Annotated in this window: 24 protein-coding genes and 1 pseudogene; 6 read left to right on the top strand and 19 right to left on the bottom strand. The window is 53.8% G+C overall.

Features of this window, described 5'->3' with window-relative positions; translation table 11 throughout:
* Positions 1 to 483: 483 nt before the first annotated feature.
* The 3 genes and pseudogenes from A7P99_RS02360 to A7P99_RS02350 all read right to left on the bottom strand — a co-directional run bounded on the left by A7P99_RS02360 (position 484) and on the right by A7P99_RS02350 (position 1502).
* Positions 484 to 711: a succinate dehydrogenase assembly factor 2 gene (locus tag A7P99_RS02360; protein ID WP_067447053.1), complete on the bottom strand. Its 228-nt coding sequence runs from the start codon at positions 709 to 711 to the stop codon at positions 484 to 486.
* 142 nt (positions 712 to 853) lie between these two features.
* Positions 854 to 1019, bottom strand: a pseudogene (sdhB, locus tag A7P99_RS02355) (succinate dehydrogenase iron-sulfur subunit); the annotation flags it as partial.
* A 153-nt stretch (positions 1020 to 1172) separates the two neighbouring features.
* A complete protein-coding gene (locus A7P99_RS02350; protein ID WP_023886583.1) occupies positions 1173 to 1502 on the bottom strand; it encodes an FKBP-type peptidyl-prolyl cis-trans isomerase in 330 nt (109 codons plus the stop codon).
* Positions 1503 to 1749: 247 nt separating this feature from the next.
* Here A7P99_RS02350 and A7P99_RS02345 point away from each other — a divergent pair, with 247 nt between their 5' ends.
* The 3 genes from A7P99_RS02345 (at position 1750) to A7P99_RS02335 (ending at position 3603) form a co-directional block, all read left to right on the top strand.
* A complete protein-coding gene (locus tag A7P99_RS02345) occupies positions 1750 to 2610 on the top strand; it encodes a phosphoribosylaminoimidazolesuccinocarboxamide synthase (RefSeq protein ID WP_067447048.1) in 861 nt (286 codons plus the stop codon).
* A 76-nt stretch (positions 2611 to 2686) separates the two neighbouring features.
* Complete coding sequence (locus A7P99_RS02340; RefSeq protein WP_067527742.1) at positions 2687 to 2881, top strand: cyanate hydratase; 195 nt, start codon at positions 2687 to 2689, stop codon at positions 2879 to 2881.
* Positions 2882 to 3093: 212 nt separating this feature from the next.
* Positions 3094 to 3603: a cytochrome b gene (locus A7P99_RS02335; protein ID WP_082880654.1), complete on the top strand. Its 510-nt coding sequence runs from the start codon at positions 3094 to 3096 to the stop codon at positions 3601 to 3603.
* Positions 3604 to 3888: 285 nt separating this feature from the next.
* On the opposite strand, the gene A7P99_RS02330 is transcribed toward A7P99_RS02335, so the two are convergent.
* The 15 genes from A7P99_RS02330 to A7P99_RS02260 all read right to left on the bottom strand — a co-directional run bounded on the left by A7P99_RS02330 (position 3889) and on the right by A7P99_RS02260 (position 20003).
* Positions 3889 to 4752: an RnfABCDGE type electron transport complex subunit B gene (locus tag A7P99_RS02330; protein WP_067447044.1), complete on the bottom strand. Its 864-nt coding sequence runs from the start codon at positions 4750 to 4752 to the stop codon at positions 3889 to 3891.
* 142 nt (positions 4753 to 4894) lie between these two features.
* Positions 4895 to 6028: a class Ia ribonucleoside-diphosphate reductase subunit beta gene (gene nrdB, locus A7P99_RS02325; RefSeq protein ID WP_067447042.1), complete on the bottom strand. Its 1134-nt coding sequence runs from the start codon at positions 6026 to 6028 to the stop codon at positions 4895 to 4897.
* A 92-nt stretch (positions 6029 to 6120) separates the two neighbouring features.
* A complete protein-coding gene (locus A7P99_RS02320) occupies positions 6121 to 7332 on the bottom strand; it encodes a nuclease-related domain-containing protein (protein WP_067447040.1) in 1212 nt (403 codons plus the stop codon).
* Positions 7333 to 7444: 112 nt separating this feature from the next.
* On the bottom strand, positions 7445 to 9724 hold the full coding sequence (gene nrdA / locus A7P99_RS02315) for a class 1a ribonucleoside-diphosphate reductase subunit alpha (RefSeq protein WP_067447038.1): 2280 nt from the start codon (positions 9722 to 9724) through the stop codon (positions 7445 to 7447).
* A gap of 384 nt (positions 9725 to 10108) precedes the next feature.
* Positions 10109 to 11446, bottom strand: coding sequence for an NADP-specific glutamate dehydrogenase (gene gdhA / locus A7P99_RS02310; RefSeq protein WP_067447036.1), 1338 nt, complete (start codon positions 11444 to 11446; stop codon positions 10109 to 10111).
* 419 nt (positions 11447 to 11865) lie between these two features.
* The gene (locus A7P99_RS02305) at positions 11866 to 12624 is read right to left on the bottom strand and encodes a TatD family hydrolase (protein ID WP_067447034.1); all 759 of its coding nucleotides are present in this window, start codon (positions 12622 to 12624) and stop codon (positions 11866 to 11868) included.
* Between the two features lie 314 nt (positions 12625 to 12938).
* Positions 12939 to 13535 carry a hypothetical protein gene (locus A7P99_RS02300; RefSeq protein ID WP_067527740.1) on the bottom strand — a complete coding sequence of 199 codons (597 nt, stop codon included), beginning with the start codon at positions 13533 to 13535 and terminating at the stop codon, positions 12939 to 12941.
* Between the two features lie 90 nt (positions 13536 to 13625).
* Positions 13626 to 14087: a transcriptional regulator NrdR gene (nrdR, locus tag A7P99_RS02295; RefSeq protein ID WP_035580086.1), complete on the bottom strand. Its 462-nt coding sequence runs from the start codon at positions 14085 to 14087 to the stop codon at positions 13626 to 13628.
* A gap of 221 nt (positions 14088 to 14308) precedes the next feature.
* The gene (aspS, locus tag A7P99_RS02290) at positions 14309 to 16117 is read right to left on the bottom strand and encodes an aspartate--tRNA ligase (protein ID WP_067527738.1); all 1809 of its coding nucleotides are present in this window, start codon (positions 16115 to 16117) and stop codon (positions 14309 to 14311) included.
* 103 nt (positions 16118 to 16220) lie between these two features.
* Positions 16221 to 16913, bottom strand: coding sequence for a DUF502 domain-containing protein (locus A7P99_RS02285; RefSeq protein WP_067447028.1), 693 nt, complete (start codon positions 16911 to 16913; stop codon positions 16221 to 16223).
* 324 nt (positions 16914 to 17237) lie between these two features.
* Entirely contained in the window at positions 17238 to 17363 is a 126-nt protein-coding gene (gene ykgO, locus A7P99_RS02280; RefSeq protein ID WP_067447026.1) for a type B 50S ribosomal protein L36, read from the bottom strand.
* 1 nt (position 17364) lies between these two features.
* On the bottom strand, positions 17365 to 17637 hold the full coding sequence (locus A7P99_RS02275) for a type B 50S ribosomal protein L31 (protein ID WP_023886569.1): 273 nt from the start codon (positions 17635 to 17637) through the stop codon (positions 17365 to 17367).
* 189 nt (positions 17638 to 17826) lie between these two features.
* A complete protein-coding gene (locus A7P99_RS02270) occupies positions 17827 to 18633 on the bottom strand; it encodes a septal ring lytic transglycosylase RlpA family protein (RefSeq protein WP_082881518.1) in 807 nt (268 codons plus the stop codon).
* A 39-nt stretch (positions 18634 to 18672) separates the two neighbouring features.
* Entirely contained in the window at positions 18673 to 19137 is a 465-nt protein-coding gene (trmL, locus tag A7P99_RS02265) for a tRNA (uridine(34)/cytosine(34)/5-carboxymethylaminomethyluridine(34)-2'-O)-methyltransferase TrmL (protein WP_067447373.1), read from the bottom strand.
* Between the two features lie 110 nt (positions 19138 to 19247).
* A complete protein-coding gene (locus A7P99_RS02260; protein ID WP_067447024.1) occupies positions 19248 to 20003 on the bottom strand; it encodes a ComF family protein in 756 nt (251 codons plus the stop codon).
* Here A7P99_RS02260 and bioH point away from each other — a divergent pair, their 5' ends adjacent.
* A complete protein-coding gene (gene bioH, locus A7P99_RS02255; RefSeq protein ID WP_067447022.1) occupies positions 20004 to 20750 on the top strand; it encodes a pimeloyl-ACP methyl ester esterase BioH in 747 nt (248 codons plus the stop codon).
* A gap of 164 nt (positions 20751 to 20914) precedes the next feature.
* Here bioH and A7P99_RS02250 read toward each other — a convergent pair whose 3' ends face one another.
* On the bottom strand, positions 20915 to 21859 hold the full coding sequence (locus A7P99_RS02250; RefSeq protein ID WP_067447019.1) for a serine hydrolase: 945 nt from the start codon (positions 21857 to 21859) through the stop codon (positions 20915 to 20917).
* A 305-nt stretch (positions 21860 to 22164) separates the two neighbouring features.
* Between A7P99_RS02250 and clpX the strand changes: the two genes are divergently transcribed.
* Together clpX and rpsB are read left to right on the top strand one after the other, a co-directional pair.
* Positions 22165 to 23415, top strand: coding sequence for an ATP-dependent Clp protease ATP-binding subunit ClpX (gene clpX, locus A7P99_RS02245; RefSeq protein WP_067447017.1), 1251 nt, complete (start codon positions 22165 to 22167; stop codon positions 23413 to 23415).
* Positions 23416 to 23861: 446 nt separating this feature from the next.
* Positions 23862 to 24605: a 30S ribosomal protein S2 gene (gene rpsB, locus A7P99_RS02240; protein ID WP_067447015.1), complete on the top strand. Its 744-nt coding sequence runs from the start codon at positions 23862 to 23864 to the stop codon at positions 24603 to 24605.
* Positions 24606 to 24617 lie beyond the last annotated feature (12 nt).

The following is a 24617-nucleotide window of genomic DNA, read 5'->3' as shown; positions in this document are numbered from 1 at the left end:
CTCGAAGCCGGCTACCTGAAAAGGTTGTTTTGTTTGTCGCTAAGATTCTGGAATCAGCCCGGCCTTTCGTTGAGTTTCAGGGGGTTACCAGGCAGCGGCAGAAATGTTGCTGGAAGTTTGCCAAACGCCGGTATAACGGCTGAATAATACGACCCGATATGGGGAACGTCAATAAGAAAAATCCCTTTTGCAGCAGGCACGGCGGGGTGGGTGTGGGCTGGCAGCAGAAGGTGGGTGCTGGAGGGATAGTGAGCTGTTGATTAAACAGAAAAGATGGAGGAAAGAGGCTACCTGAAAACCGGAATGTTAAAGTTGCTTGCGGCGTGTTTGAGTGCCGGCTGTGGTCGATAAAGAAAAAGGCTACCTGAAACTTTGGCTTCACAGAAACTCTGCGGTGTTTTCAGGTAGCCTTATGTGTCTGAACTTTAATATGTCCGAACTTCATTGAAGCTACGCTTTCAGGTAGCCTTAACGGAAAGTGGCTCAAGCAGTTCGTCGGCTGCTACGGATTTTGCCTAATAAGGCTTCGCTCTTGGCATCGGCAGCAAGGTTTTGGCCGTTGACTTGGGCGAACAGTTCGGGGTCGGGCAGGGTGAGCAGCTTGGTGAATACGGCCAGCTTGGTACCACTCGGGCGGCTGAACTTGGCGGCCATGAACTGCTTAAGCAGGATGCCGAGCTCCAAAAGGCCGCGTTGGGTTTGGAAGCGCAGGTGGCGTTTGGCGGTGTCGTCAAAGGTGGTATGGTTTTATTAGTAGGGGATTAGTTAAATCAGGAGAAAGCAAAGCATGGCCTCGGGCGGTACAGCCAGTACGGCTAGGCTGGCCAAGGCTGTACTGGTTCAAGGTAATCCGCTATACCACGCGTTTGAGCATGATTTTCTTTGATTTTGCCGATGGCGCGGGTGGTGTTGAGGTGTTTGGATCGAATGTTCACGCAGTTCACAATGGTGTGGCAGCGGAACAGGTGGTAGGGGTCGTTGGGGTGGTTCAAACATTCGTTGGTGATCGTGTCGCGGGCGTGTGTTGAACTACCGCTTAATAGTAACTGCATATAGTACCTCAATCGTCTTCTGGCGGTTGTAACAGCAATATGTTGGTAAATAAAAAGGTCACCTAAAAACTTATTTCTGGGTTTCAGGTAACCTTTTTCTCTTTTGAGTAGGTGAACCGCTTAATCGTGTACCTTCAGCAATTCCACTTCAAAAATCAAAGTGGCGTTCGGTGGAATCACACCGCCGGCACCGCGTGCGCCGTAGCCCATTTCCGGCGGGATGGTGAGTTTGCGTTTGCCGCCTTCGCGCATACCGCCGAAGCCTTCGTCCCAACCGCGGATGACTTGGCCCACGCCCAGGATGATGGTGAGCGGTTGGCCGCGGTCGAGGCTGGAGTCGAATTTGCTGCCGTCAGTTAGGTAGCCGCTGTAGTGCACGGAAATCCGCTTGCCTTTTTCAGCAGTTTTGCCGCTGCCGGTTTCGATGTCTTCAATAATCAGATTGCTCATGATGTTTCCTTAAGTGAGGGATGGAAAGGGAGGCTACCTGAAAAATAAGCGTTTCGATTTCATTCTAAACCGCGTTGAGGTTTGCGCTTTCAGGTAGCCTGCTGATGCGGGCAGCATTCTCAAGCATAAAATGCAGTTCGACAACTGTTTTGCCGCCTTCGGGCATGATATTTCCACGCTGCCGTTTTTTCCGTGCGGCAATTGGACTAGAATATCAACTTTCCGACCACCCGCCCAATAATTCATCATGACCACCATCCCGCTGAAAAAAATCTATTCCGGCAAAGTGCGCGATTTGTATGAAATCGACAGCCGCAGCATGCTCATCGTTGCCTCCGACCGTCTCTCTGCCTTCGATGTGATCTTGAACGAACCCATTCCCGGCAAAGGCGAAATCCTCACTCAGATTTCCAATTTCTGGTTCGGCAAGCTCTCGCACATCATGCTCAACCACTTCACCGGCCAAACCGTATACGACGTTTTGCCTCACAACGTAGCCGCCGCTCTGGAAAAACGCGCCGTGGTGGCCAAACGGCTCGAGCCCTTAAAAATCGAAGCCATCGTGCGCGGTTATTTGGCCGGCAGCGGCTGGAAAGAATACCGCCAAACCGGCGCCGTGTGCGGCATCAGGCTACCTGAAAACCTGCGCGAAGCCGAGCAGCTGCCCGAAATCATCTTTACTCCGTCCACCAAAGCCGCAGTGGGCAACCACGATGAAAACATCGGTTTTGACGAATGCGCCCGCATCATCGGCCAAGAGCTGGCCGAAGAAGTGCGCCACAAAGCCATCGCCCTCTATAGCGAAGCCGCCGACTATGCCCGCACCCGCGGCATCATCATCTGCGACACCAAATTCGAATTCGGCCTGGACGAAAACGGCACGCTCACCCTGATGGACGAAGTGCTTACTCCCGATTCCAGCCGCTTCTGGCCCGCCGACCAATACCAGCCCGGCAGCAACCCGCCCTCGTTCGACAAACAATTCATCCGCGACTGGCTCGAACAAAGCGGCTGGGACAAACAGCCTCCCGCTCCCACCGTGCCCGCCGAGGTTATCGAAAAAACCTTGGCCAAATACCGCGAGGCTTTGGCACTGCTTACCAAGTAATCCGTTTCCAGGTAGCCTCAAACACAATCCGGGCTACCTGAAAACCCATTCCGCCATTCAAACCGTATTTTCCGCCATGCCTACCCGCAAACAAACCGCTCTGCAAACCGCCGCCAAACTAAAACAGGGCAAAACCGCCCGCCTGAAAGAATGGCAGGCGGTATCTGCCCAGCGGCAGTTTGCCAACGAATACACAGTGGCCGCCCGCCTCGGCGAACCCGCGTTCACCGAAGAGCAGGCCGAGATGGTGGCGGCGTTGTTTGGCAAGTAAGCCAGCAATCAAAGGGCTACCTGAAAATTTAGCTTCGCAGAAACTTTGCTGCGTTACGTTTCAGGTAGCCTTTATTGGTGCATCAAACAGAATTTAGCGTGCGTTAAATAGCCGTGTATTGTCTACGGCTTGCTGCTTGGTATCAAAAGTTCATTTAATCCGTTATAATCCACTACTTTTCGGTTTTTAAAAATTTAAAAAAGGAAATAAGAATGAAAGACACACCACAATACTACGGTACCCTCAGCCGTTTTTTCCATTGGCTGATGACGGCCATGTTTGCCTTTATGCTGTGCACGGCGGTCATGTGGAATATTAACGAAAAATACTACAGCTTGATAAGCTACCACAAATCGGTGGGCTTCCTTCTGCTGGTTTTGGTGGCCTTGCGCCTGGTTTGGGCGCTGGCAAATTGGCGCAACCGCCCGCACGGCAGCTTGGCTATGAAGCTGGGGCATGCCGCGCTGTATGTGTTGATGGCGGCTGTGCCGATTGTGGCGATGATTCGCCAATACGGCTCTGCGCGCGGCGATTTGGAAGTGTTCGGCATCACGGTGATGCATAAAATCGAGCAGCCTATCGAGTGGATGACGCAACTGGGCAACGCGGCACACGGTAAACTGGCGTACCTGCTGTTTTTGCTGGCCTTCGGGCACATTGCCATGGTGGTACTGCATCAGCTGCGTGGCGAGAAGATCATCAATCGGATGTCCGGCAAATAATATGGTTGAATTGGCCGGCTTAAGCCGGCACCGAAGAAGCAAAATAGGCTACTTGAAAATTGCTGTGTAGGATTTTCAGGTATCCTTTTTGTTTGGGATAAGGCGGCGGATTGGGTTTCCGCGGGCGGCTCATGCCCGCCCGGTATCAAGTATTCAGCTGTTGAGGCAGTTTAGGCATTCGTTTTCTTTCTGCCTCAGGGTGGCGCGCAGTTTTTTGCTGTACTGCTGGTTCAAATCGTTTTCGGCGAGTTTTTGTTTACTGGCCACGACGGATCAGTTTTTGGATTAGGCTTCTTCTTCGGCTTTGTGTTGGCGGAGGTAGTCTTTGGCGGCAGCTTGCTCGGCTTCGTTACCGTAGCGGATGTTTTTCAGGGCGCGGCGGTGGGCGGCTTGTTGCTGGGCGGCGGCGATTTGTTGTTGGCGGAAGCTGTTGTGATTGCTGGGTACGGTGCGCTGGTTTTGCCGTGCCTGTGCGCCGGCCATGGCGCGGGCGATAAGGTCGGCCGGGTTGAAGGCGGGCGCGGCGAGATTATTTGGTTTGGCGGGTGTGGCTGCCAGCTGGGCAGATGGGGGCGTTTGGGCAGCTGCTTGCACGGCGGCGGCTCGTTGGGCAAGGTGGGCTTGGCGTTCGGCAGCGGCACGCTGTTGGCGCTGCTCGCGGTGTTGAAAACGCTGTTTGGCATGTGCGGCAGCGGCGCGGCGGGCTTGTTCGGGCCAGGCTTTAGCACCGGCGCGGGGCAATACGGCATCGGGCACAGGCTGCATTTCGATGCAGTCCACGGGGCAGGGTGGCAGGCAGAGGCCGCAGCCGGTGCATTCGTCGGCCAGCACAGTGTGCATGAGTTTGGATGCGCCGAGGATGGCATCGACGGGGCAAGCTTTGATGCAGGCGGTGCAGCCGATGCAGGCGGCTTCGTCGATGTAGGCCAGAGCTTTGATGGCGGCTTTTTCGGGCTGGACCAGGGGCAGCGGCTGGGTGTGCAGCAGCTCGGCAAGCTCGTGCAACACGATGTCGCCGCCGGGCGGGCAGAGGTTGATGGGGGCTTGGCCTTGGGCGATGGCTTGGGCATAGGGGGCACAGCCGTCGTAGCCGCATTGGCGGCATTGGGTTTGCGGCAGGAGGGCTTCGATTTGGCTGGCAGTGGGCATGGTGGTGTGGCAGTTGGGTTTGGTTATGGGTTGTATCGAACGTTAATCCGTTTTATTTTAACACGCGGTTTCAAGCTCAAAGGCTACCTGAAAATCAGTTTGGCGATTTTCAGGTAGCCTTTTGGCTCGGTTTCTGGCGGGCTTACAGTTCGAAGTCGCCCAAGTCGTCGGCGCTGACTTCGGCGTCGATTTGGCCGATGAGGTAGGAGGAGATTTCCACTTCTTGCGGGGCTACCTGAACGTTGTCGGAGGAGAGCCAGGCATTGATCCAGGGGATAGGGTTTTGCGTGGCGGCAGGGAAGGCGGCGTTCAGGCCGACGGCCATCATGCGGTGGTTGGTGATGTATTCCACATATTGGCACAGGATGTCTTTGTTCAGGCCGATCATGCTGCCGTCTTTGAAGAGGTATTCCGCCCACTCTTTTTCCTGTTCAGCGGCTTTTTTGAAGAGCTCGAAGCAGTCGTTTTCCAGCTCGGCGGCGATTTCGGCCATTTCGGGGTCGTCGGTGCCGCTGCGCATGAGGTTGAGCATGTGCTGGGTGCTGGTGAGATGGAGGGCTTCGTCGCGGGCGATGAGCTTGATGATTTTGGCATTGCCTTCCATCAGCTCACGCTCGGCAAAGGCGAAGGAGCAGGCGAAGGAAACGTAGAAGCGGATGGCTTCGAGCACGTTGACGCACATCAGGCAGAGGTAGAGTTTTTTCTTCAAATCGCGCAAGCTTACCACAATGGTTTTGCCGTTTACGCGGTGCTCACCTTCGCCCAACAGGTTGTAATATTGGGTGTATTCGATGAGGTCGTCGTAGTAGCAGGCGATGTCTTCGGCGCGGGCGATGATGTATTCGTTTTGCACGATGTCGTCGAACACGATGGAGGGATCGTTGACGATGTTGCGGATGATGTGGGTGTAGCTGCGCGAATGGATGGTTTCACTGAAGCTCCATGTTTCAATCCAGGTTTCGAGCTCGGGAATGGATACCAAGGGCAGCAGGGCAACGTTGGGGCTGCGGCCTTGAATGGAATCGAGCAGGGTTTGGTATTTGAGGTTGCTGATGAAGATGTGTTTTTCGTGGTCGGGCAAGTTGGCGTAGTCGATGCGGTCGCGCGATACGTCGATCTCTTCCGGCCGCCAGAAGAAGGAAAGCTGTTTTTCAATCAGTTTTTCAAATACTTCGTATTTCTGCTGGTCGTAGCGGGCGACGTTTACGGGCTGGCCGAAAAACATCGGTTCTTTGAGGGCGTCGTTTTTTTCCTTGCTGAAGGTGCTGTAGGACATGACGAGGTGTTCACAGGACATGGCGGGATCTCTTTTGCAATGTGATTGGTAAAGGAATAGGGTTTCAGGCTATCTGAAAATAATATGGCGGGTTAGGCACGGTTTTTGGCACGTTGGTGTTCCATGCAATACAGTTTACCGTGGAAGCGTTTGGAATATTTTTGGCAATATTGGATAACTGCCGGGGTAAGCTTTTTATCGCAGCCAGGGTGGTCGCAATGGTTTTGTTCTGTTTCTTTCTGCTCGGCCGGGGTATTGCTTGTTTTGTCGGCAGTGTTGCTCTGCTGATGTTCGCGGCAATACAGCTTGCCGCCAAAACGGCTGCTGTGTTTTTGGCAATATTGAATGACTGCCTGGCTGAGTTTTTCATGACAGCCTGAGTGTTCGCAGTATTCATCATGTACGGTTTCGGTTTCGGATTTGTGGCTGGCAGGGGGTGCTTTTTGTTGTAAGGCTGCCTGCTGGTGCTCGCGACAGTATATTTTGCCGTTGAAGCGTTCATGGTTATGCAGACATAGCAATGCTTCATTTTCGCTGATGGCCTGCCCGCAGGTGTGGCAGTTTGTCAATAAGGGCTTGATGGAGTTGGGCAGATATTCTAGTAGCCCTTCCGGCTTGTGTTCTGCCGCAATGCGCCGCCCCCATTCGTGAATGGTTTCGTTGTTGATTAACAGGGCGTCAAACATATGGTTGAGAACGAAGCCGACGCCTACTCTGTTTTCGCCGAATTGTTCGTGCCATTGTCGGATAGCATCGGCTTTGATGACACAGGAAGTATCAAAATCTTTGCTATCTGGCCGGCGGATAATGGACTGCGGCGATACAAGAACGGCATGGTGTACTTCCAACGGCCGACCGGTTTTCATTTTCACGCCGATACGATCGAACAGTTTCAATAGGATTCGTTCGTGCCGTTTGCTTTGTTCGATGGGGGATGGGATCCCCTTTTTCTTACCGCTGGGATATTGAACCGTGAATTCGCCGAATTTGTTGATAGTGAGGTTGCCATTGAAGTTTTTGGTTTCCAACAAAATGGCAAAAACGCGGTTGATCAATAGATGATCGATTTGCGCAACTTCTCCGTCGATTTCTATCCGCAAGTCATGGATGACTATATAGTATTCGCTGTCTTTTAGGTAGTTGTCGATGTAAAAGGCAGCATCTTTCTCGCCATTGATACCAGTACGCAGCTTCCATAATTTATCGGTTAACTGTTCGCGCTGTTGCTTGTTGAGCGGCAGTTTATCTATGGCCTCGAGCAGTTTCAGCTTGCTGCTTTTATTGTCGGCAGATTTAATCAGCATGATGTGGATGTGGAAAAAGGGTTTTCAGGTAGCCTGTTGGGCTGAAACCAACAAGGAGGAATAGGCTACCTGAAAAATAAACTCCTTTTTCAGGTAGCCTCGCTATCACAGGCTAAATCTTGCAAGCTCCGCCGGCGCAGCCGTCATCCTGAATATCGCTCTGCGTATCGTCCGCACCGTCGCGGGTGTGGTGGTAGTAGAGGGTTTTCAGGCCGAATTTGTAGGCGGTGAGCAGGTCTTTGAGCATCTGCTTCATGGGTACGCGGCCGCCGTCGAAGCGTTTGGGGTCGTAGCTAGTGTTGGCAGAAATGGCCTGATCGACGAATTTCTGCATGATGCCGACCAATTTCAGGTAGCCGTCGTTGCCGCCCATCTGCCACAGGGTTTCGTATTGGTTTTTCAGGCGCTCGAATTCGGGCACGACTTGTTTGAGGATGCCGTCTTTGGAGGCTTTCACGCTGACGAGGCCGCGCGGGGGCTCGATGCCGTTGGTGGCGTTGGCGATTTGCGAGCTGGTTTCGCTGGGCATGAGTGCGGTGAGGGTGGAGTTGCGCAGGCCGTGCTGGACGATTTCGGCGCGCAGCTCTTCCCAATCGTAGTGCAGGGGCTCGCTGCAGATGCTGTCGAGGTCTTTTTTGTAGGTGTCGATGGGCAGCACGCCTTTGGCGTACATGGTTTGGCCGAACAAGGGGCAGGCGCCGTATTCTTTGGCCAGCTGCACGGAAGCTTTGAGCAGGTAGTATTGCATGGCTTCGAAGGTGCGGTGGGTGAGGGCGAGGGCGGAATCGTTGCTGTAGCGTACGCCGTGTTTGGCCAGATAATAGGCGTAGTTGATCACGCCGATGCCCAGGGTGCGGCGGTTCATGGTGGCTTTGCGGGCGGCGGGGATGGGGTAGTCTTGGTAGTCGAGCAGGGCATCGAGCGCGCGCACGGCTAGGTCGGAAAGGTTTTCCAGCTCGTCCAGGTTTTCCAATGCGCCGAGGTTGAAGGCGGACAGGGTACAGAGGGCGATTTCGCCGTTTTCGTCGTTGATGTCGTTTAACGGTTTGGTGGGCAGGGCGATTTCCAGGCATAGGTTGGACTGGCGCACGGGAGCTACGGCGGGGTCGAATGGGCTGTGGGTATTGCTGTGGTCTACGTTGTGGATGTAGATGCGGCCGGTGCCGGCGCGTTCCTGCATCAGGGTGGAGAACAGCTCGGTGGCGGGTACCACGCGTTTGCGGATGGCCGGGTCTTGCTCGTATTGCACATACAGGCGCTCGAATTCGTCTTGGTCTGCGAAGAAGGCGTCGTACAGGCCGGGCACTTCGTTGGGTGAGAACAGGGTGATGTTGCCGCCTTTAATCAGGCGGGTGTAGAGCAGGCGGTTGATTTGTACGCCGTAGTCGAGCTGGCGCACGCGGTTGTCTTCCACGCCGCGGTTGTTTTTCAACACCAACAGGCTTTCCACTTCGATGTGCCACAGCGGATAGAACAGGGTGGCCGCACCGCCGCGCACGCCGCCTTGGGAGCAGGATTTAACGGCGGCTTGGAACATTTTGAAAAACGGAATGCAGCCGGTGTGCTGGGCTTCGCCGCCACGGATTTCGCTGCCCAAGCCGCGAATGCGGCCGGCATTGATGCCGATGCCGGCGCGTTGGGAAACGTATTTCACAATCGCGCTGGTGGTGGCATTGATGGAATCCAGGCTGTCGTCGCATTCAATCAGCACGCAGCTGGAGAATTGGCGCGTGGGGGTGCGCACGCCGCTCATGATGGGGGTGGGCAGCGAAATCTTGAACAGGGAAACCGCGTCGTAGAAGCGTTTGACGTAATCCAAGCGGGTGGCTTTTGGATATTTGGCAAACAGGCACATGGCCACCAAGATGTATAGGAACTGCGGGGTTTCGTAGATTTGGCGGGTAACGCGGTTTTGCACCAGGTATTTGCCTTCCAGCTGCTTAACGGCGGCATAGGAGAAGGTCATATCGCGGGTGTGGTCGATGTAGCCGTCGATTTCGTCAAACTCTTCGCGGCTGTAGTCTTCGAGGATGTGGTGGTCGTATTTGCCTTCGGCGGTCAGCTTGCTGACGTGGTCGAACAGGTGCGGCGGCTCGTATTGGCCGTAGGCGATTTTGCGCAGGTGGAAAATAGCGAGGCGGGCGGCCAGGTATTGGTAGTCGGGTGTGTCTTCGGAAATCAGGTCGGCAGCGGCTTTGATGATGGTTTCGTGGATATCGTCGGTACGGATGCCGTTGTAAAACTGGATATGGGATTTAAGCTCGACTTGCGACACGGATACGTTGTCGAGGCCTTGCGCCGCCCAAGTAACGACGCGGTGGATTTTATCGAGGTTGATCGGCTCCAAACGGCCGTCGCGCTTGGTGACTTTGAGATTAACGGTATCGTTCATTTTCCCATCCTGATTTTGAGTAGGCAGCACAAGATAATGTGTTTGGTAAGTTAAACTCGCACAATATAATGTATTTCGATGGCAAAAAAAAGGTGGTAAAATGTAAGGCTTTGTGGCAAGGCGGTGTATGGACTGGTGTATGGATTTCTAAACCAATCACTTATACCAAGCAAAAATAATTTCTATTGAAGTCAGTAGAATGATTGCTTGAGTGGAAGATGCAACGGAGTGGGAAGACTACCTGAAAAATTTTGCTTCTTGATAAGCACGGTATAAATTTCAGGTAGTCTCTTTTGGGGTATCTTTAATACAGTCAATAAAACAACGTTGTTTCCAATAATAGGAAACAGTGTTGTTTGCTGGCGGCACTTACCACAGATTATTTTACACCACGCCTTGAGCCAGCATGGCATCGGCCACTTTCTTGAAGCCGGCGATGTTGGCGCCGTTCACGTAGTTAGTGTAGCCGTTTTCTGTTCCGTTAGACACACAGTTTTCGTGGATGTTGCTCATGATCTCAAACAGGCGTTTGTCCACTTCCTCGCTGCTCCAAGAGAGTCGGATGGCGTTCTGGCTCATTTCTAGGCCGGAAGTGGCCACACCGCCGGCGTTGCTAGCTTTGCCTGGGGAGTAGAGGATTTTCGCATCGGTGAAGGCTTTAACTGCATCCAAAGTGGAAGGCATATTGGCGCCTTCGGCTACGCAGATACAGCCGTTTTTCAGCAGGGCTTGGGCTTCTTTGCCGTTGAGCTCGTTCTGGGTGGCGCAGGGCAGGGCCACGTCGCAGGGCACGTGCCACGGGCGTTTGCCTTCGTGGTATTCCAAACCTTGCTCTTTGGCGTACACGGAAAGGCGTTCGCGGCGCACGTTTTTCAGCTCGCTCAAGGCCTGCCATTGGGCCTCAGTCATGCCGTTGTCGGCAAACTTAACGAAGCCGCCGGAATCAGATACGGTGAGTACTTTGGCGCCTAGTTGCAGAGCTTTCTGGGCAGCGAATTGAGCCACATTGCCAGATCCGGAGATTACCACGCGTTTGCCCTTGATATTGTCTTTGCGGGTGTTCAGCATGTTTTCAGTGAAATACACGGTGCCGTAGCCGGTGGCTTCGGGACGGATTAAGCTGCCACCGTAGCTGAGGCCTTTGCCGGTGAGCGTGGAGGTGAATTCGTTGCGCACACGTTTGTATTGGCCGTAGAGGTAGCCGATTTCGCGTGCGCCCACGCCGATGTCGCCGGCGGGTATATCTAGATCGGCGCCGATGTGGCGGGCAAGCTCAGTCATGAAGGCTTGGCAAAAGCGCATCACTTCACCCTCACTTTTGCCCTTGGGGTCGAAATCAGAGCCGCCTTTACCGCCGCCCATGGGCAGGGTAGTTAGGCCGTTTTTAAACACTTGTTCGAAGGCCAGGAATTTGAGTACACCAAGGTTTACGGTGGGGTGGAAGCGCAAGCCACCTTTATAGGGGCCAATGGCGGAGTTCATTTGCACGCGGTAGCCGCGGTTTACCTGCACTTGGCCTTTATCGTCTACCCAGGAAACGCGGAACATAATCACGCGCTCTGGCTCCACGATACGGGCGAGCAGGTTGTATTTGGTGTATTGAGGGTTTTTAGAGAGGAAAGGAGCAAGGCTGCCGAAAACTTCTTCTACGGCTTGGTGGAAGGTGGCCTGTTCGGGATCACGCTGTTTGATTTGTTGAAACAGGGTATTCAAATCACTCATAAAGTACTCCTAATTGTTTGATTAAAAACGAGATATAGATTTGGTTTGGCAAAATAGCCTTTTAGTGGTTGCCGCAATACAATACAGATAGTAGAAAATAATTCTGAAAAACCACCATCGCGTATGGAATTCTACTCTATTTGCCCTGTTTTCGATAGGATGATTTAAATGAATGAATTGTCTTGATTTTTTGAAAAATTTGAAAAGCGCTGTGGCCTGGCTGATGGTGGTAAAAAATGAAAATGTACCTGATTGATTTGATTTTGAATGTATCTAAATCAACAGATTGAATGTGTGAAACAGGAGGTCTTATCCACCGAAACTGGCAGAAAGTAATAAATGGACAAGCTTTATGGTTTCTGGCCAATTATTCAAATCAATTTTCTAAGTTTGGATGCTTGAGATTTCGGTCATCTGAATTAAGAGAAAGACAGCAGGCGGTTCACATTTTGCTCGGTGGCTGCAGCTACCTCTTGGGTGCTGATGACGCGCAAGGCTGCTACAGCTTCTGCCACCTGCCACACATTGGCGGGCGTGTTTTCTCCTGCACCGGCTATCGGCATAAACGGGCTGTCTGTTTCCAACACCAAGTGTTCCAGCGGCAGCTCCGCGGCAGCAGTACGCACTTTGCGGGCATTCGGGTTGAGCACCAGTGTGCCGATGCCGATAAACAGGCCGCAACGGATGAAGGCGCGGGCTTCTTCGAGGCTACCTGAAAACGCATGGGCAATGCCGCCGCTGCGGAAACCACTGTGCTTGAGTGCAGTAACCACATCGGCTGCGGCGCGCACATGGTGCAGCAGCACAGGGCGGCCAAATTGCTGTGCTAAGTCGAGCTGGGCGAGCAGGGCGGTGGTTTGCTCGATGCGGGTATGTTTGCGATCACCGTAGTAATCCAGCCCGATTTCGCCCACCAGCAGCCCTGGCTGCGCTTGCAAGCGCTCGGCGATGCGGCTAATTAAACCAGGCTGGAAGCTTTCGGCAAACCACGGGTGCAGGCCAAGCGCGCCATAATATTTGGGTGGGGCATGCAGCCGACAGACGGCATCGAAATTCGCTTCGGTAACCGACGGCACAATAAAACGCTGCACTCCTGCGGCATGGGCTGCAGTAGTGATTTCAGGTAGCCGGCAGGCAAGCGCGGAGTCGGCGAAGTGGCAGTGGGTGTCGGTAAGCATGGTGGAGGAATGAGGAGCTGATGGGGCAGTATAGCGCGGTATAGCGCAGTTTGTGGGATGCAGAGGCTACCTGAAAATCGGTTGAGGCTTTCAGGTAGCCTCAAGCACATAGGCTGAGCAGGTATTATCAACTATGCCATGCTGAAAATGGCAGGCTGGGTGTTGGCTGCGTAGCAAGCTGCATGAGCTCGTTTTAAATTCGTCGGAGATGAATTTTCAGGTAGCCATCGTGTTTGAAAGGGCTACCTGAAAACTTGCCGTGCCGGGTAAGCAAAATTCGCCAAACTTGAGCAGCTTGGCGAATTTGGTATGGCTTATTGTTTTACCGTGAGGTTTTTCAGCAAAGCATCCAGCTCGGGAAGTGTGGCGGTGCTGCTGGTGGCGCAGACGGTGTAGAGGTTTTTGGCATACACGGCCACGCAGCTTTCGTTGAGCGCATTATCGTCTTGGCCGTGGCTGAAGCGGTAACCCATGCGCTGGTCGGCCGGGGTGTCCACGGCGGTGTCTTTCAGGCTTTGGTCGGCCTTCAGGCTTTCGCTCAGTTTGGTGAAGTAGGCTTCGGCTGGCTGTTTGGGGGCACCGAAGTTGCTGATGGTGATGGCGATGTCTTGGTCGGCATCGTATTGCAGCAAGCTGATTTTATTGCTGTCAGCGCCGTCGACATATTGGGCGGCTTCAGCCAATTTGTCTTCAAAGTGGCCGTTTACGGTGAGGCTGATGATGCCATCTTCGGTAGCCAGGGTTTGGCTGGGGTTTTGTGCGGCGGCAGATGCGGCGGCGGTTGCAGACGCGGCGGCTACTTCGCTGGCGCTGGGGGCAACCACGGAGGTTTCTGCCTGTTGGTTGCAGCCGGCTAACAAGAGGCTACCTGAAAGGGCAAGCAGGAGGAGGGATGTGTGGGGGCGGTTCATGGGTTTTCCTTGGAGTCAGTAAACGTAAACGGAGCGCAGTATAGCAAAACGGGCTGTGTGGCGCAGCGGGTTTGCAGGATTTTGCGCAGCCTAGGAATGGTCGGTGCGTTCCAGCCCAGCTACGGTACGGGTAAATTCGGCCACGTCTTTAAAGCTTTTATACACGGAGGCGAAGCGCACATAGGCCACTTGGTCGAGCTTGGCAAGCCGCTCCATCACCAATTCGCCGATCAGGCGGGAGGGCACTTCTTTGCTGCCGGTTTTATACAGGCACTCTTCGATTTCGTGCACGGTGTGTTCGATGGCTTCGGCGGAAATAGGGCGTTTGTGTAGGGCGCGTTGCAGACTGGTCTGCAGTTTGAGCGGATCGAACATAACGCGCTCGCCGTTGTTCTTGATAATCTGCGGCATCCGCAGCTCTACGGTTTCGTAGGTGCTGAAGCGGCGGTCGCAGGCAGCGCAGCGGCGGCGGCGGCGAATGCTGTTTTGTTCTTCCAGCAGGCGGGAGTCGATTACTTGGGTGTTGTTATGGTGGCAGAAGGGGCATTTCATAAGTGGGGTAGTTTAATATTTTATATAACAGTAGTTTGCTGTTGGTATTGTACTCTAACCGAAGAGCATAACCAAAGTACTATTTTTTTCCTGCAGTGTTGGTTCATTTCGTATGCAGCCATCATTACTTTGTCCATCCTGAAATACAGCGGCAAGCACTATGGTTCAGAATAAAACACAGCCTGAAAACTGCGGTGTTTTCAGGCTGTGTGTTTGGCAGTTTATGCTTCTTTCTGCTCGGTTTGCTTCTGGCGCAGGCGCAGGTGCAGTTCGCGCAGTTGGAGCTCGTCCACATGGTTGGGGGCGTCCACCAGCAGGTCTTGCGCGCGTTGCGTTTTCGGGAAGGCAATCACGTCGCGGATGGATTCGGCTTGAGCCATTAAGGCCACCAAACGGTCGAGGCCGAATGCCAAACCGCCGTGCGGGGGTGCGCCGAATTTCAGGTTGTCCAGCAGGAAGCCGAATTTGTTTTGCTGCTCTTCGGGCGTGATTTTCAGCGCGGCGAACACTTTTTCCTGAATGTCTGCACGGTGGATACGGATGGAACCGCCACCAATTTCCCAGCCGTTGAGCACCATGTCGTAGGCGCGGGCCAAGCAGTTTTCAGGATCGGATTCCATCAGGTCTTCGTGGCCGGGTTTGGGCGAGGTGAACGGATGGTGCATGGCGGCCCAGCGGTCGTTTTCTTCATCGTATTCGAACATGGGGAAATCCACCACCCACAGCGGTTTCCATTCGTCCACGAAGTAACCGTTTTCCGCGCCGTGTTCTTTGCCGATTTTAATCCGCAATGCGCCGATGGCTTCGTTCACCACTTTGGCTTTGTCTGCACCGAAGAAGATGATGTCGCCGTTTTGCGCACTGGTGCGTTTAATGATTTCCTGCAGGCTGCTTTCGGACAGGAATTTGACGATGGGCGACTGCAAACCGCTGTTTTCGCCGTTGCTCAAATTGGTTACATCATTCACTTTGATGTAGGCCAAGCCTTTCGCGCCGTAGATGCCGACAAATTGGGTGTATTCGTCGATCTCCTTGCGGCTGAGTTTCGCACCGTTCGGCACGCGCAGGGCCACTACGCGGCCGCCTTTCATGTCGGCAGCGCCACGGAACACTTTGAACTCTTCCGTTTTCATCAAATTGGTCAGCTCGGTGAATTTCAGGCTGATGCGCATATCAGGCTTGTCGGAGCCGTAGTAGAACATGGCTTCGGAATAGGGCATACGCGGGAAGCTGCCCAGTTCCACGCCCAGCGCGTCTTTGAACACCTGTTTGGCCATGCCTTCGGTGATGTCCATGATTTCGTCCTCGTTCAAAAACGAGGTTTCCAAGTCGATTTGGGTGAATTCTGGCTGGCGGTCGGCACGCAAATCTTCGTCGCGGAAGCATTTGGTGATTTGGTAGTAGCGGTCGAAACCGGCCACCATCAGCAGTTGTTTGAACAACTGCGGCGATTGTGGCAGGGCGAAAAATTCGCCCGGATGCACGCGGCTGGGCACGAGGTAGTCGCGCGCGCCTTCGGGGGTGGAGCGGGTCAGCATCGGCGTTTCGATGTCGATGAAGCCTTGTGCGTCCAAATAACGGCGCACGCCCATGGCTACCTGATAACGCAGGCGCAGGTTGCGCTGCATCACGGGGCGGCGCAGGTCGATGACGCGGTTTTGCAGGCGCACGGTTTCGCTGATGTTTTCGTCGTCAATCATGAACGGCGGCGTGGCGGCGGGGTTCAGGATTTCGATTTCTTTGGCCAAAATCTCGATTTTGCCGGACACCATTTTGTCGTTGGTGGTGCCTTCGGGGCGGTTGCGCACGCGGCCGGTAATACTCAAAACATATTCGTTGCGGGCGGAATCGGCCAATTTGAACGCTTCGGGCGTATCGGGGTCGATGACGACTTGGACGATGCCTTCGCGGTCGCGCAGGTCGATAAAGATTACGCCGCCGTGGTCGCGCCGGCGGTGCACCCAGCCTTTGACGGTTACGGTTTGGTCTAAGTATTGCTCGCTGATTAGGCCGCAGTAGTTGGTACGCATTTCGGTGTTTCCTGAAAAGTGTTTTGTTAAACGATAAGGGTTAATTGTAAAGGTTTGCGGGGGGTTCAGGTAGCCTTTGGAATTGGAGGGGCTATCTGAAAAATCATTCGGTAGGCTCTGGCAACTTGGTTGGAGCAGCTAATTTGCCGTTTTTGTGCTCATCTGGCGCCACCATACCCAGCGAAATCACGTATTTCAACGCTTCATCCACGCTCATGGCTAAGGGGCGGATATCTTGTTTGCGTACGAAGATATAGTAGCCGCTGGTGGGGTTGGGCGTGGTGGGCACGTATACGGAGAGGTATTCTTCGTTTTCAGGTAGCCCTTGCTGCAATGATTCGGAAAGGCTGCCGGACACAAAAGCAATCGTCCAAATATCGGGCTGTGGGAATGGCACGAGCACGGGGGTTTTGAACGAGCGGCTGTTGTCGGAGAGCAGGCTCTCGGACACTTTTTTCACGCTGGAATAGATGGATTTCACCACAGGGATACGCCCCAAGAGCGAATCCCAGCCTTCAATCACTTTGCGTCCGAGCACGTTGGCGCCGAGCACGCCGGTTACGAACAGCACAACGATGGCCAGGATGAAGCCGAGGCCGGGGATGTTGAAGCCGAGGTAGCTCTCCGGCTGCCATTGGGTGGGCAGCAGGTTGAAGAGGTGGTCGGTGGTGGAAACGATGTAGGTTACCACCCACAGGGTGATGGTGATGGGTAGCCAGACTAGGAGGCCGGTAATCAGGTAGCGCTTGATGGCTTTGCCGATGCCGCTGCTTTCTGACGGTGTTTGCTCGCTCATGTCTATCCCGTAGGAATGACTTAGTAAAAGTGGCGCATTATACGCGTTTGCGGTGGAATAAACGAGGGCTTTGCGGGAAGGGGTTGAATTTATTGACGGGATAGGGGCTGGTTTGATGCCATGGCATGATTGAGTTTTACAGTGGGAACAGAAAGGCTACCTGAAAACCATTTCCGCGAAGCCAACGCCGGGTTTGCAAGAAACCTTAGATTCGGCAACGGTCTATGCGTGTTGAATCGGAATCGGAAAATGGGCGTTGTCGAAAGAGGTATTGGCTTCGCGGAAATGGTTTTCAGGTAGCCTATTGTTTAGTTGAAATCCAGCTTAACGCTGCCGAGCCTTAAAGCGGGGATTGCTTTTGCAAATCACGTACACTTTGCCCCGACGGCGTACCACTTGGCAGTCGCGATGGCGGGTTTTGGCGGCTTTGAGAGAGGAGAGGACTTGCATTTTAGTTATCCTTTTTTAGGGCAGACATCATGCTGCCGTAGCGTTGGTTGAATGCGCTGGCGCGACCTTGTTTGCTGTGCTCGCGTTGCTGGCCGGTATAAACGGGGTGGGAGGCGGCAGAGGTGTCGAGCATAAATACGGGATATTCTTTGCCGTCTTTCCATTGCATGGTGTTGTTGGTGGGGGCACAGGAGCGGATGAGCCAGCCTTCGTTGGCACTGCTGTCAAAGAACAGGACGGTGCGGTAGTTTTCGGGGTGGATATTTGGTTTCATAAACAGCCTTTCAAATGTTATACCATAACATTTAATCATAAGCTGGATGGTTTGGCAAGACAAGAATTGTTCTTGATTAGGTTATTTTGAGTAGTGGCGGATAAGAAACAGGCTACCTGAAAGTTTAGCTTCGCAGAAACTTCGCTGCGCTGCATTTTCAGGTAGCCTGTTTGCCGATAGTTGGCGTTTTTACAGTTCGGTAGTAACCACAGCCTTGGTTTGTTCGGCCTTGTCTTGGTGGGTGAACGGGCCCATGCGGACGAGGAAGCCGCCGTTGCGCTGCGGCACCATGAATACCTGTTGGCTGGTATTGTTGGCGTGGCGCAGGCGGGTGGTGGTTTGCACTACGTAGTCGTGGGCGGCTTTGCGCTGGTTGAAGCGGCGCAAATCCACATAAATATTGCCGGCTGGTTTGGCAGCGGGCTGTTGGGTTTCGGCCTCGGCGCGTGCCTGGCTGGGCAGAATTTGTTCGATGCGCACGTTGGCGGTGCCGGCATTGATGAAGCCAAGCTGGCGGGCGGCGGATTGGGATACGTCGATGACGCGGCTGCTGTGGAAGGGGCCGCGGTCGTTAATGCGCACCACCACGCTTTTGCCGTTGGAAAGGTTGGTTACGCGGGCATAGCTGGGGATGGGCAGGGTTTTGTGGGCGGCGGTCATGAGGTTCATGTCGTAGCGCTCGCCGGAAGCGGTGAGGCGGCCGTGGAATTGGCGACCATACCAAGATGCGCGGCCGGTTTGAGTGAACTGGCGCACATTAGTCATCGGGGTGTAGCGCACACCGCGTACTTGGTAGCTGCGGTTGGCGGATTGGTGAAGCCGTTCGGGTTTGGCGACGGCGTTTAAATGAATGCTACCGCGGCTGTGGTATTGCTGCCGGGCGGCGGGCTTGGCCGTTGCGGCTTTGGGTTCGGCAGCGGCGGTGTTAATCAGGGCGGTACACAGACCGATAGCGGCAGTGATGCCGATAAAGAAGGCATTTTTCAATTTAGCCAAAACAGACTCCGTTTCTTGAGTGGATGGGGTTGTTGGCGGTTAGACGCCGCCTTGGTAGCCGTTTTGCCGCCATGCTTCATACAGCATCACAGCCACTGTATTGGAAAGGTTCATGCTACGGCTACCGGGCAGCATGGGCAGGCGCAATTTTTGGTTTTCAAGTAGCCTTTCGAGGATTGCCGCCGGCAAACCGCGGGTTTCGGGGCCGAACAGGAAAACATCGCCTGGCTGGAATTCGGCTTGGTCGGGCCGGGTGCAGCCTTTGGTGGTGAGTGCGAAAATGCGTTGACCCTCCAAGGCGGCAAGGCAGCCTTCAAAGGTTTCGTGCAAGCTGATGCGGGCAAATTCGTGATAATCGAGCCCGGCACGCTTCATTTTGGCCGAATCCAAGGGAAAACCCAGCGGTTTCACCAAGTGCAAATCGGCGCCGCTGTTGGCACACAGGCGGATGATGTTGCCGGTGTTGGGCGGGATTTCGGGTTGGTATAAAACAATGCTGAACATGAAGCGATATGCAGCGAAATTCAAACAAATAAGGCTGATTTGCAACAAACCAGCCGTTGGGAAGATGCGCGGCATGATGCCGCAGCGGGGTAACTACGTCAATTATCTTTTCATTCGGCACGGGCGAGCACCCAGCCATAAACCGCTGCAGCCCCCGCCCGCTGCAAAGTTCGGGCAAGTTCGCCGATTGTTGCACCGCTGGTAACAACATCGTCGATTAACAGCACATGACGGTTCTTTACATCCGCCGCCGGGGCTACCTGAAAAATGCCACGCACGTTTTTGGTGCGTAATTGACGGGGCAGAGTGCTTTGCGCGGGGCGGTGAGAGCGGGTTGCCACAAACGGCGGTAATAGCGGAAGATTCAAGTGTTTAGCTACCGATTCGGCCAGCAACAAACTCTGGTTGAAACCACGTTTATGCAGCCGCCGCACGCTCAAAGGCATGGCCATTACCAAATCAGGTTCAGCCGGCCACGCGGGCGGCTTGGCCAGCATCAGCTCGGCTAAGGCGGCATATAAATCGTTGCGGCCGAGGAATTTATAGGCATACAGCAGGTTGCTCAGCGGCGGCCGGTAGGCTAAGGCAGCGTGCAGCAAGGTTTGCGGCGGCGGTTTGCGTTGGCAGCGGCCGCACGGCAGGCCGGAAGCGGAAACACCGGCGCACAACGGGCAGCGGCGGCGCGCATCCAACCGCAGGCAGTGCAAATCCGCCGTGCAGCCGCCGCACAATGCCTGGCTGCCGGATAATTCATGGCATAATACGCAGCGTTTGCCCCGGCTGGAGGCTGCCTTAAAACGAGCGAAGCGAGTTTCTGCGGAGCTAAAACGCTGCCACTGCCCAACTAACCAAGTTGAAAGTGCCATATGTCTGATTCCGTAAATATTATGCTGTTGCACGGTTGGGCGGCCAACCACCATATTTTCGACCTGCTGGCTGTCGGTCTGCCCGAATGCCGCGTTGCCGCGCCCGATTTGCCCGGCCACGGTACGGCTGGATTTGACGGCACGTTCGATGTGGCCGCGGTGGCCGACTCGCTGGCGGCACAGTTAAACGAGCCTACACACCTGCTCGGCTGGTCGCTCGGCGGGCTGGTGGCGCTGCATATGGCTGCTCGTCATCCCGAAAAGGTGCGCAGCCTGTGCCTGACCGCCAGCTTTGCCCGCCTCACCGCCGCGCCGGATTATCCCGAAGGTTTGGCCAAACCCGCGCTGGGCAAGATGATACCGCTGTTTGCCCAAGATTTTGCCAAATATATGCGCCAGTTTTTGCAGCTGCAATTTCTGCACATCCCTGAACGCGCCCACCTGGCCGACGAAGTGCTGCCGGAGATTATCCGCCACGGCGTGCCGCCCAGCCTGCAAGCCGCGCTGGATGCCGTGGTGCGCACCGATGCCCGCGTGTTGCTGCCGCAGGTGCAGTGCCCCGTGTTGCTCGTGTTTGGCGGCAAAGACGGCATCACTCCGCCGCGCATGGGCGAATACCTGCACCGCCAACTGCCCAACAGCCGCCTGCTGCTGATTGATAAGGCCGCGCACATCCCGTTTTTGAGCCATGCTGATGGATTTTCTGCCGCCTACCGCGCGTTCATCGGGCTGCCTGAAAAAGCATAGCTGGCTGAAAAATAATAAACTATTTTAATTTCGTTAAAGCGTACGTTTTCAGGCAGCCTCAAATCAGGCTGCCTGAACTCCATCATACACCACAGGCTACCTGAAAAAGAAAGTATCTATTTTCAAGTAGCCTTTATATTGCGTATGCAAAAAGCTGATTAGGCTTAAATTTCGCGGCTGTTCACCCAGTTTTGAATCGCGCGTGCATCGTTTACGCGAGTGGTGGGCGAGGGGGAATTGAGCAGTACGATAATCAGCGGCTGGCGCTGCACGTTGGCATACAGCACCATGGAGCGGCCGCTTTCGCGGATGTAGCCGGTTTTCTGCAAAGAGATATTCCAAGTACCTTCGCGCACCAAGGCGTTGGAGTTGCGGTATTGCTGTACGCGGCCGTTGCTGGTTTGGGCAGAGCCGGAATTGGAAGTGGAAAATTGGCGGATAAGCGGGTATTCGTGGGCGGCACGCACCATCAGGCTCAAATCACGCGCGGTAGATACATTGCGGAAATCGAGGCCAGTGGGATCGTAGAAGCGGGTCTGCTGCATGCCGAGGCTCTGCGCTTTGCGGTTCATGGCGCTCATGAAAGCAGGCAGGCCGCCAGGATAGTTGCGGGCAAGGGCGTGGATGGCACGGTTTTCGCTGCTCATCAGGCCTAAATGCAGCATTTCGCGACGGGTGAGGGTGGTACCCACGGAAAGACGGCTGCCGGTGCCTTTGAGGCGGTCGATTTCGGCTTCGGTGATTTCCAGGGTTTCATTCATATTTTGGCGGGCATCCAGCACCACCATGGCAGCCATCAGTTTGGAAATGGAGGCAATGGGACGAACTTGGTCGATACCTTTTTGATACAGGATCTCGCCGCTGCGGCCATTCATAATCAGTGCGGATTGCGAAGTGAGCATCGGCCCGGCCACGGCAGCCTGGGCTTCCACCCGTTCAGCCGGACGGCTGCTGAGGAAAGTGCCAAGCGGGTCGTCTTGCACGGGCAGGTTTTGTTCAAGGAACTGGCCAAGCACATCGATGTCGTCTTGCGCGGCGGCGGGCAGGCTGGCCAAGGCCAGGCTTAATCCGGTGGCCAAAATCAGCCAAGTCTTTTTAATTGCAAACAATTTTGTTACCTATCAGTCTGTTGTGTTCCAATGCCATCAGGCGGTTTACTGTTGCAGCAGGCAAATATCTGTTTTAACGGTAAAAATAAAAACTTGCTTATTGTGGATAAAAAATACAAGTTTGTAAACCCTAGATAGTGTAAAAGAATCTTTGTAAAGGGCAGGTTTTGCTATGAAGATAATAATTGGGATATAGCACTGATGGCGGCAGTGTCTGCGTTGATGTGCGCAGGATTCCCCTATATACTTTCACATTTCGCCATCTTCTTACGGCACAACATATTACATTGCGGAATCACACCAAAATGAGCAACGAAACCCGATACTGTTCTTTCTGCGGCAAATCGGAAAACGAAATAAAAAACCTGATTGAAGGCGATAATGCATTGATTTGCAACGAGTGTATCGACACCTGCAGCCACATGATCCACAGCGAGGGTACAGCGGATGGCGAAACGCACACCGGCGAAGACAGGTTGCCCACGCCGGCTGAAATTGTCAGCAATTTGAACCAGCACGTTATCGGCCAGGAACAGGCCAAAAAGGTGCTGGCGGTAGCGGTGTACAACCACTATAAACGCCTGCGGCATCCGAAAGAGGGCGATACTGTAGAGTTGGCCAAATCCAACATTTTGCTCATCGGCCCCACCGGCTCAGGTAAAACTTTGCTGGCGCAAAGCTTGGCACGGCGTTTGGACGTGCCGTTTGTCATGGCCGATGCCACCACGCTTACCGAAGCCGGTTATGTGGGCGAGGACGTGGAGCAGATTATTACCAAGCTCTTGGGTAATTGCGATTTTAATGTAGAGAAGGCGCAGAAAGGTATTGTCTATATTGACGAAATCGACAAAATATCGCGCAAGAGCGACAATCCATCGATTACCCGCGATGTATCCGGCGAGGGTGTGCAACAGGCTTTGTTGAAACTGATTGAAGGCACGGTGGCGTCCGTGCCGCCGCAGGGTGGGCGCAAACACCCGAATCAGGATTTTATTCAGGTGGATACCACCAATATCCTGTTCATTTGCGGCGGCGCGTTTGCCGGCTTGGAAAAGGTTATCCGCCAGCGTACGGAAAAGGGCGGTATCGGCTTTGGCGCTTCGGTGCACAGCAAAGACGAAGATGCCGATGTTACTGAGCTGTTTGAAATTGTCGAGCCGGAAGATTTGATTAAATTCGGCCTGATTCCCGAGCTGATCGGTCGTTTGCCGGTGATTGCCACGCTGGCCGAATTGGATGAGGAAGCACTCATCAATATCCTGACCGAGCCGAAAAATGCTTTGGTGAAACAATATCAAACGCTGTTTGAAATGGAAGGGGTGGAGCTGAAGGTGCAGCCGTCTGCTCTGTGCAGTATCGCCAAACTTGCTATGCGGCGCAAAACTGGCGCGCGCGGCCTGCGTTCGATTGTGGAGCACGCTCTGTTGGAAACCATGTTCCGCCTGCCAGATATCAAAGAACAGGTGAAAACAGTAGTGATTGACGAAACGGTGATTAACGATAACTGCCAGCCCAAACTTCTTACTGCAGACGGGCAGGAATATCAGCTACCGTAGCAGTAGGCATGAGGCTACCTGAAAATATCAATCCTGTTTTCAGGTAGCCTTGATTTTTCAGGTAGTCCTATCAGAAAGACACCATGTGGCGCATTGTTTTTATCGGCTATATTTTTTGTTATCCTGGTGTTTGCCCTCGCTCAGCCATCGTTGGCACGAATGCTGATTTATTTGGTGGTGTAGATAATCTTGCACACGCTGTTTGCATTTGGGGTGACTTACTATCCGTTTGCGCAACAAACGCCTCAAGCAGGAAGAAAAACAGGGTAGGGAAATCTTGCCAAAATAACACTTTTCTCCTATAATCCCGCAGCTTTCGTTTTGAAAGCTGTTTCTTTTTTATCTTAACTTAACGCTCGCATCTTGCACCAAAGGGTGTCTCAGTTTTGAAGTTTTGAGATTCTGTGTGCATTGATGTTTGCTATAACCCTTTGTAAGGAAAATAAATGTCTCAAATTACTATGCGCCAGATGTTGGAAGCAGGTGTTCACTTCGGTCATCAGACCCGTTACTGGAACCCGAAAATGGAACAATACATTTTCGGCGCCCGCAACAAAATCCATATCGTAAACTTGGAAAAAACCCTGCCCCTGTTCCAGGAAGCGCAAGACGCCGTTCGCCGTTTGGCTGCCAACAAAGGCACCATCCTGTTTGTCGGCACCAAGCGCCAAGCCCGTGACATCGTGCGTGAAGAAGCCACCCGTGCCGGTATGCCCTATGTGGATCACCGCTGGTTGGGCGGTATGCTGACCAACTACAAAACCGTTAAGCAGTCTATCAAACGCTTGGAAGAAAAAGCAGCCATTTTGGAAAATGCTGAAGCCAGCGGATACAACAAAAAAGAACTGCTCACCATTCAACGCGAAGTGGAAAAGCTGGAACGCTCACTAGGCGGCATCAAAAACATGAAAGGCCTGCCCGACGCCATTTTCGTGATTGACACCGGCTACCAAAAAGGTACGCTGACCGAAGCCGGCAAACTGGGCATTCCGGTAATCGGCGTGGTGGATACCAATAACGATCCAGAAGGTGTGAAACACGTTATCCCCGGTAACGACGACTCCGCCAAAGCCATCCGCCTGTACTGCCGCGGTATCGCCGATGCTGTATTGGAAGGCAAAAACCAGGCCTTGGCCGAAACCGTAGCCGCCGCACGGCAGGCTGCTGCCGACGAAGCCGAATCTGCCTAAGCCGATACAGCG

It is taken from the genome of Eikenella sp. NML120348 (genome assembly GCF_001648435.1).
GTDB lineage: Bacteria > Pseudomonadota > Gammaproteobacteria > Burkholderiales > Neisseriaceae > Eikenella > Eikenella exigua.
This window is presented reverse-complemented; position numbering and strand designations above follow the sequence as displayed.

Excerpts from the sequence above, each read along its gene's own strand:
- A7P99_RS02350 (WP_023886583.1), bottom strand. The coding sequence starts at position 1,502 with ATGAGCAATCTGATTATTGAAGACATCGAAACCGGCAGCGGCAAAACT.
- A7P99_RS02345 (WP_067447048.1), top strand. The coding sequence starts at position 1,750 with ATGACCACCATCCCGCTGAAAAAAATCTATTCCGGCAAAGTGCGCGAT.
- A7P99_RS02340 (WP_067527742.1), top strand. The coding sequence starts at position 2,687 with ATGCCTACCCGCAAACAAACCGCTCTGCAAACCGCCGCCAAACTAAAA.
- A7P99_RS02335 (WP_082880654.1), top strand. The coding sequence starts at position 3,094 with ATGAAAGACACACCACAATACTACGGTACCCTCAGCCGTTTTTTCCAT.
- A7P99_RS02330 (WP_067447044.1), bottom strand. The coding sequence starts at position 4,752 with ATGCCCACTGCCAGCCAAATCGAAGCCCTCCTGCCGCAAACCCAATGC.
- nrdB (WP_067447042.1), bottom strand. The coding sequence starts at position 6,028 with ATGTCCTACAGCACCTTCAGCAAGGAAAAAAACGACGCCCTCAAAGAA.
- A7P99_RS02320 (WP_067447040.1), bottom strand. The coding sequence starts at position 7,332 with ATGCTGATTAAATCTGCCGACAATAAAAGCAGCAAGCTGAAACTGCTC.
- nrdA (WP_067447038.1), bottom strand. The coding sequence starts at position 9,724 with ATGAACGATACCGTTAATCTCAAAGTCACCAAGCGCGACGGCCGTTTG.
- gdhA (WP_067447036.1), bottom strand. The coding sequence starts at position 11,446 with ATGAGTGATTTGAATACCCTGTTTCAACAAATCAAACAGCGTGATCCC.
- A7P99_RS02305 (WP_067447034.1), bottom strand. The coding sequence starts at position 12,624 with ATGCTTACCGACACCCACTGCCACTTCGCCGACTCCGCGCTTGCCTGC.
- A7P99_RS02300 (WP_067527740.1), bottom strand. The coding sequence starts at position 13,535 with ATGAACCGCCCCCACACATCCCTCCTCCTGCTTGCCCTTTCAGGTAGC.
- nrdR (WP_035580086.1), bottom strand. The coding sequence starts at position 14,087 with ATGAAATGCCCCTTCTGCCACCATAACAACACCCAAGTAATCGACTCC.
- aspS (WP_067527738.1), bottom strand. The coding sequence starts at position 16,117 with ATGCGTACCAACTACTGCGGCCTAATCAGCGAGCAATACTTAGACCAA.
- A7P99_RS02285 (WP_067447028.1), bottom strand. The coding sequence starts at position 16,913 with ATGAGCGAGCAAACACCGTCAGAAAGCAGCGGCATCGGCAAAGCCATC.
- ykgO (WP_067447026.1), bottom strand. The coding sequence starts at position 17,363 with ATGCAAGTCCTCTCCTCTCTCAAAGCCGCCAAAACCCGCCATCGCGAC.
- A7P99_RS02275 (WP_023886569.1), bottom strand. The coding sequence starts at position 17,637 with ATGAAACCAAATATCCACCCCGAAAACTACCGCACCGTCCTGTTCTTT.
- trmL (WP_067447373.1), bottom strand. The coding sequence starts at position 19,137 with ATGTTCAGCATTGTTTTATACCAACCCGAAATCCCGCCCAACACCGGC.
- A7P99_RS02260 (WP_067447024.1), bottom strand. The coding sequence starts at position 20,003 with ATGGCACTTTCAACTTGGTTAGTTGGGCAGTGGCAGCGTTTTAGCTCC.
- bioH (WP_067447022.1), top strand. The coding sequence starts at position 20,004 with ATGTCTGATTCCGTAAATATTATGCTGTTGCACGGTTGGGCGGCCAAC.
- clpX (WP_067447017.1), top strand. The coding sequence starts at position 22,165 with ATGAGCAACGAAACCCGATACTGTTCTTTCTGCGGCAAATCGGAAAAC.
- rpsB (WP_067447015.1), top strand. The coding sequence starts at position 23,862 with ATGTCTCAAATTACTATGCGCCAGATGTTGGAAGCAGGTGTTCACTTC.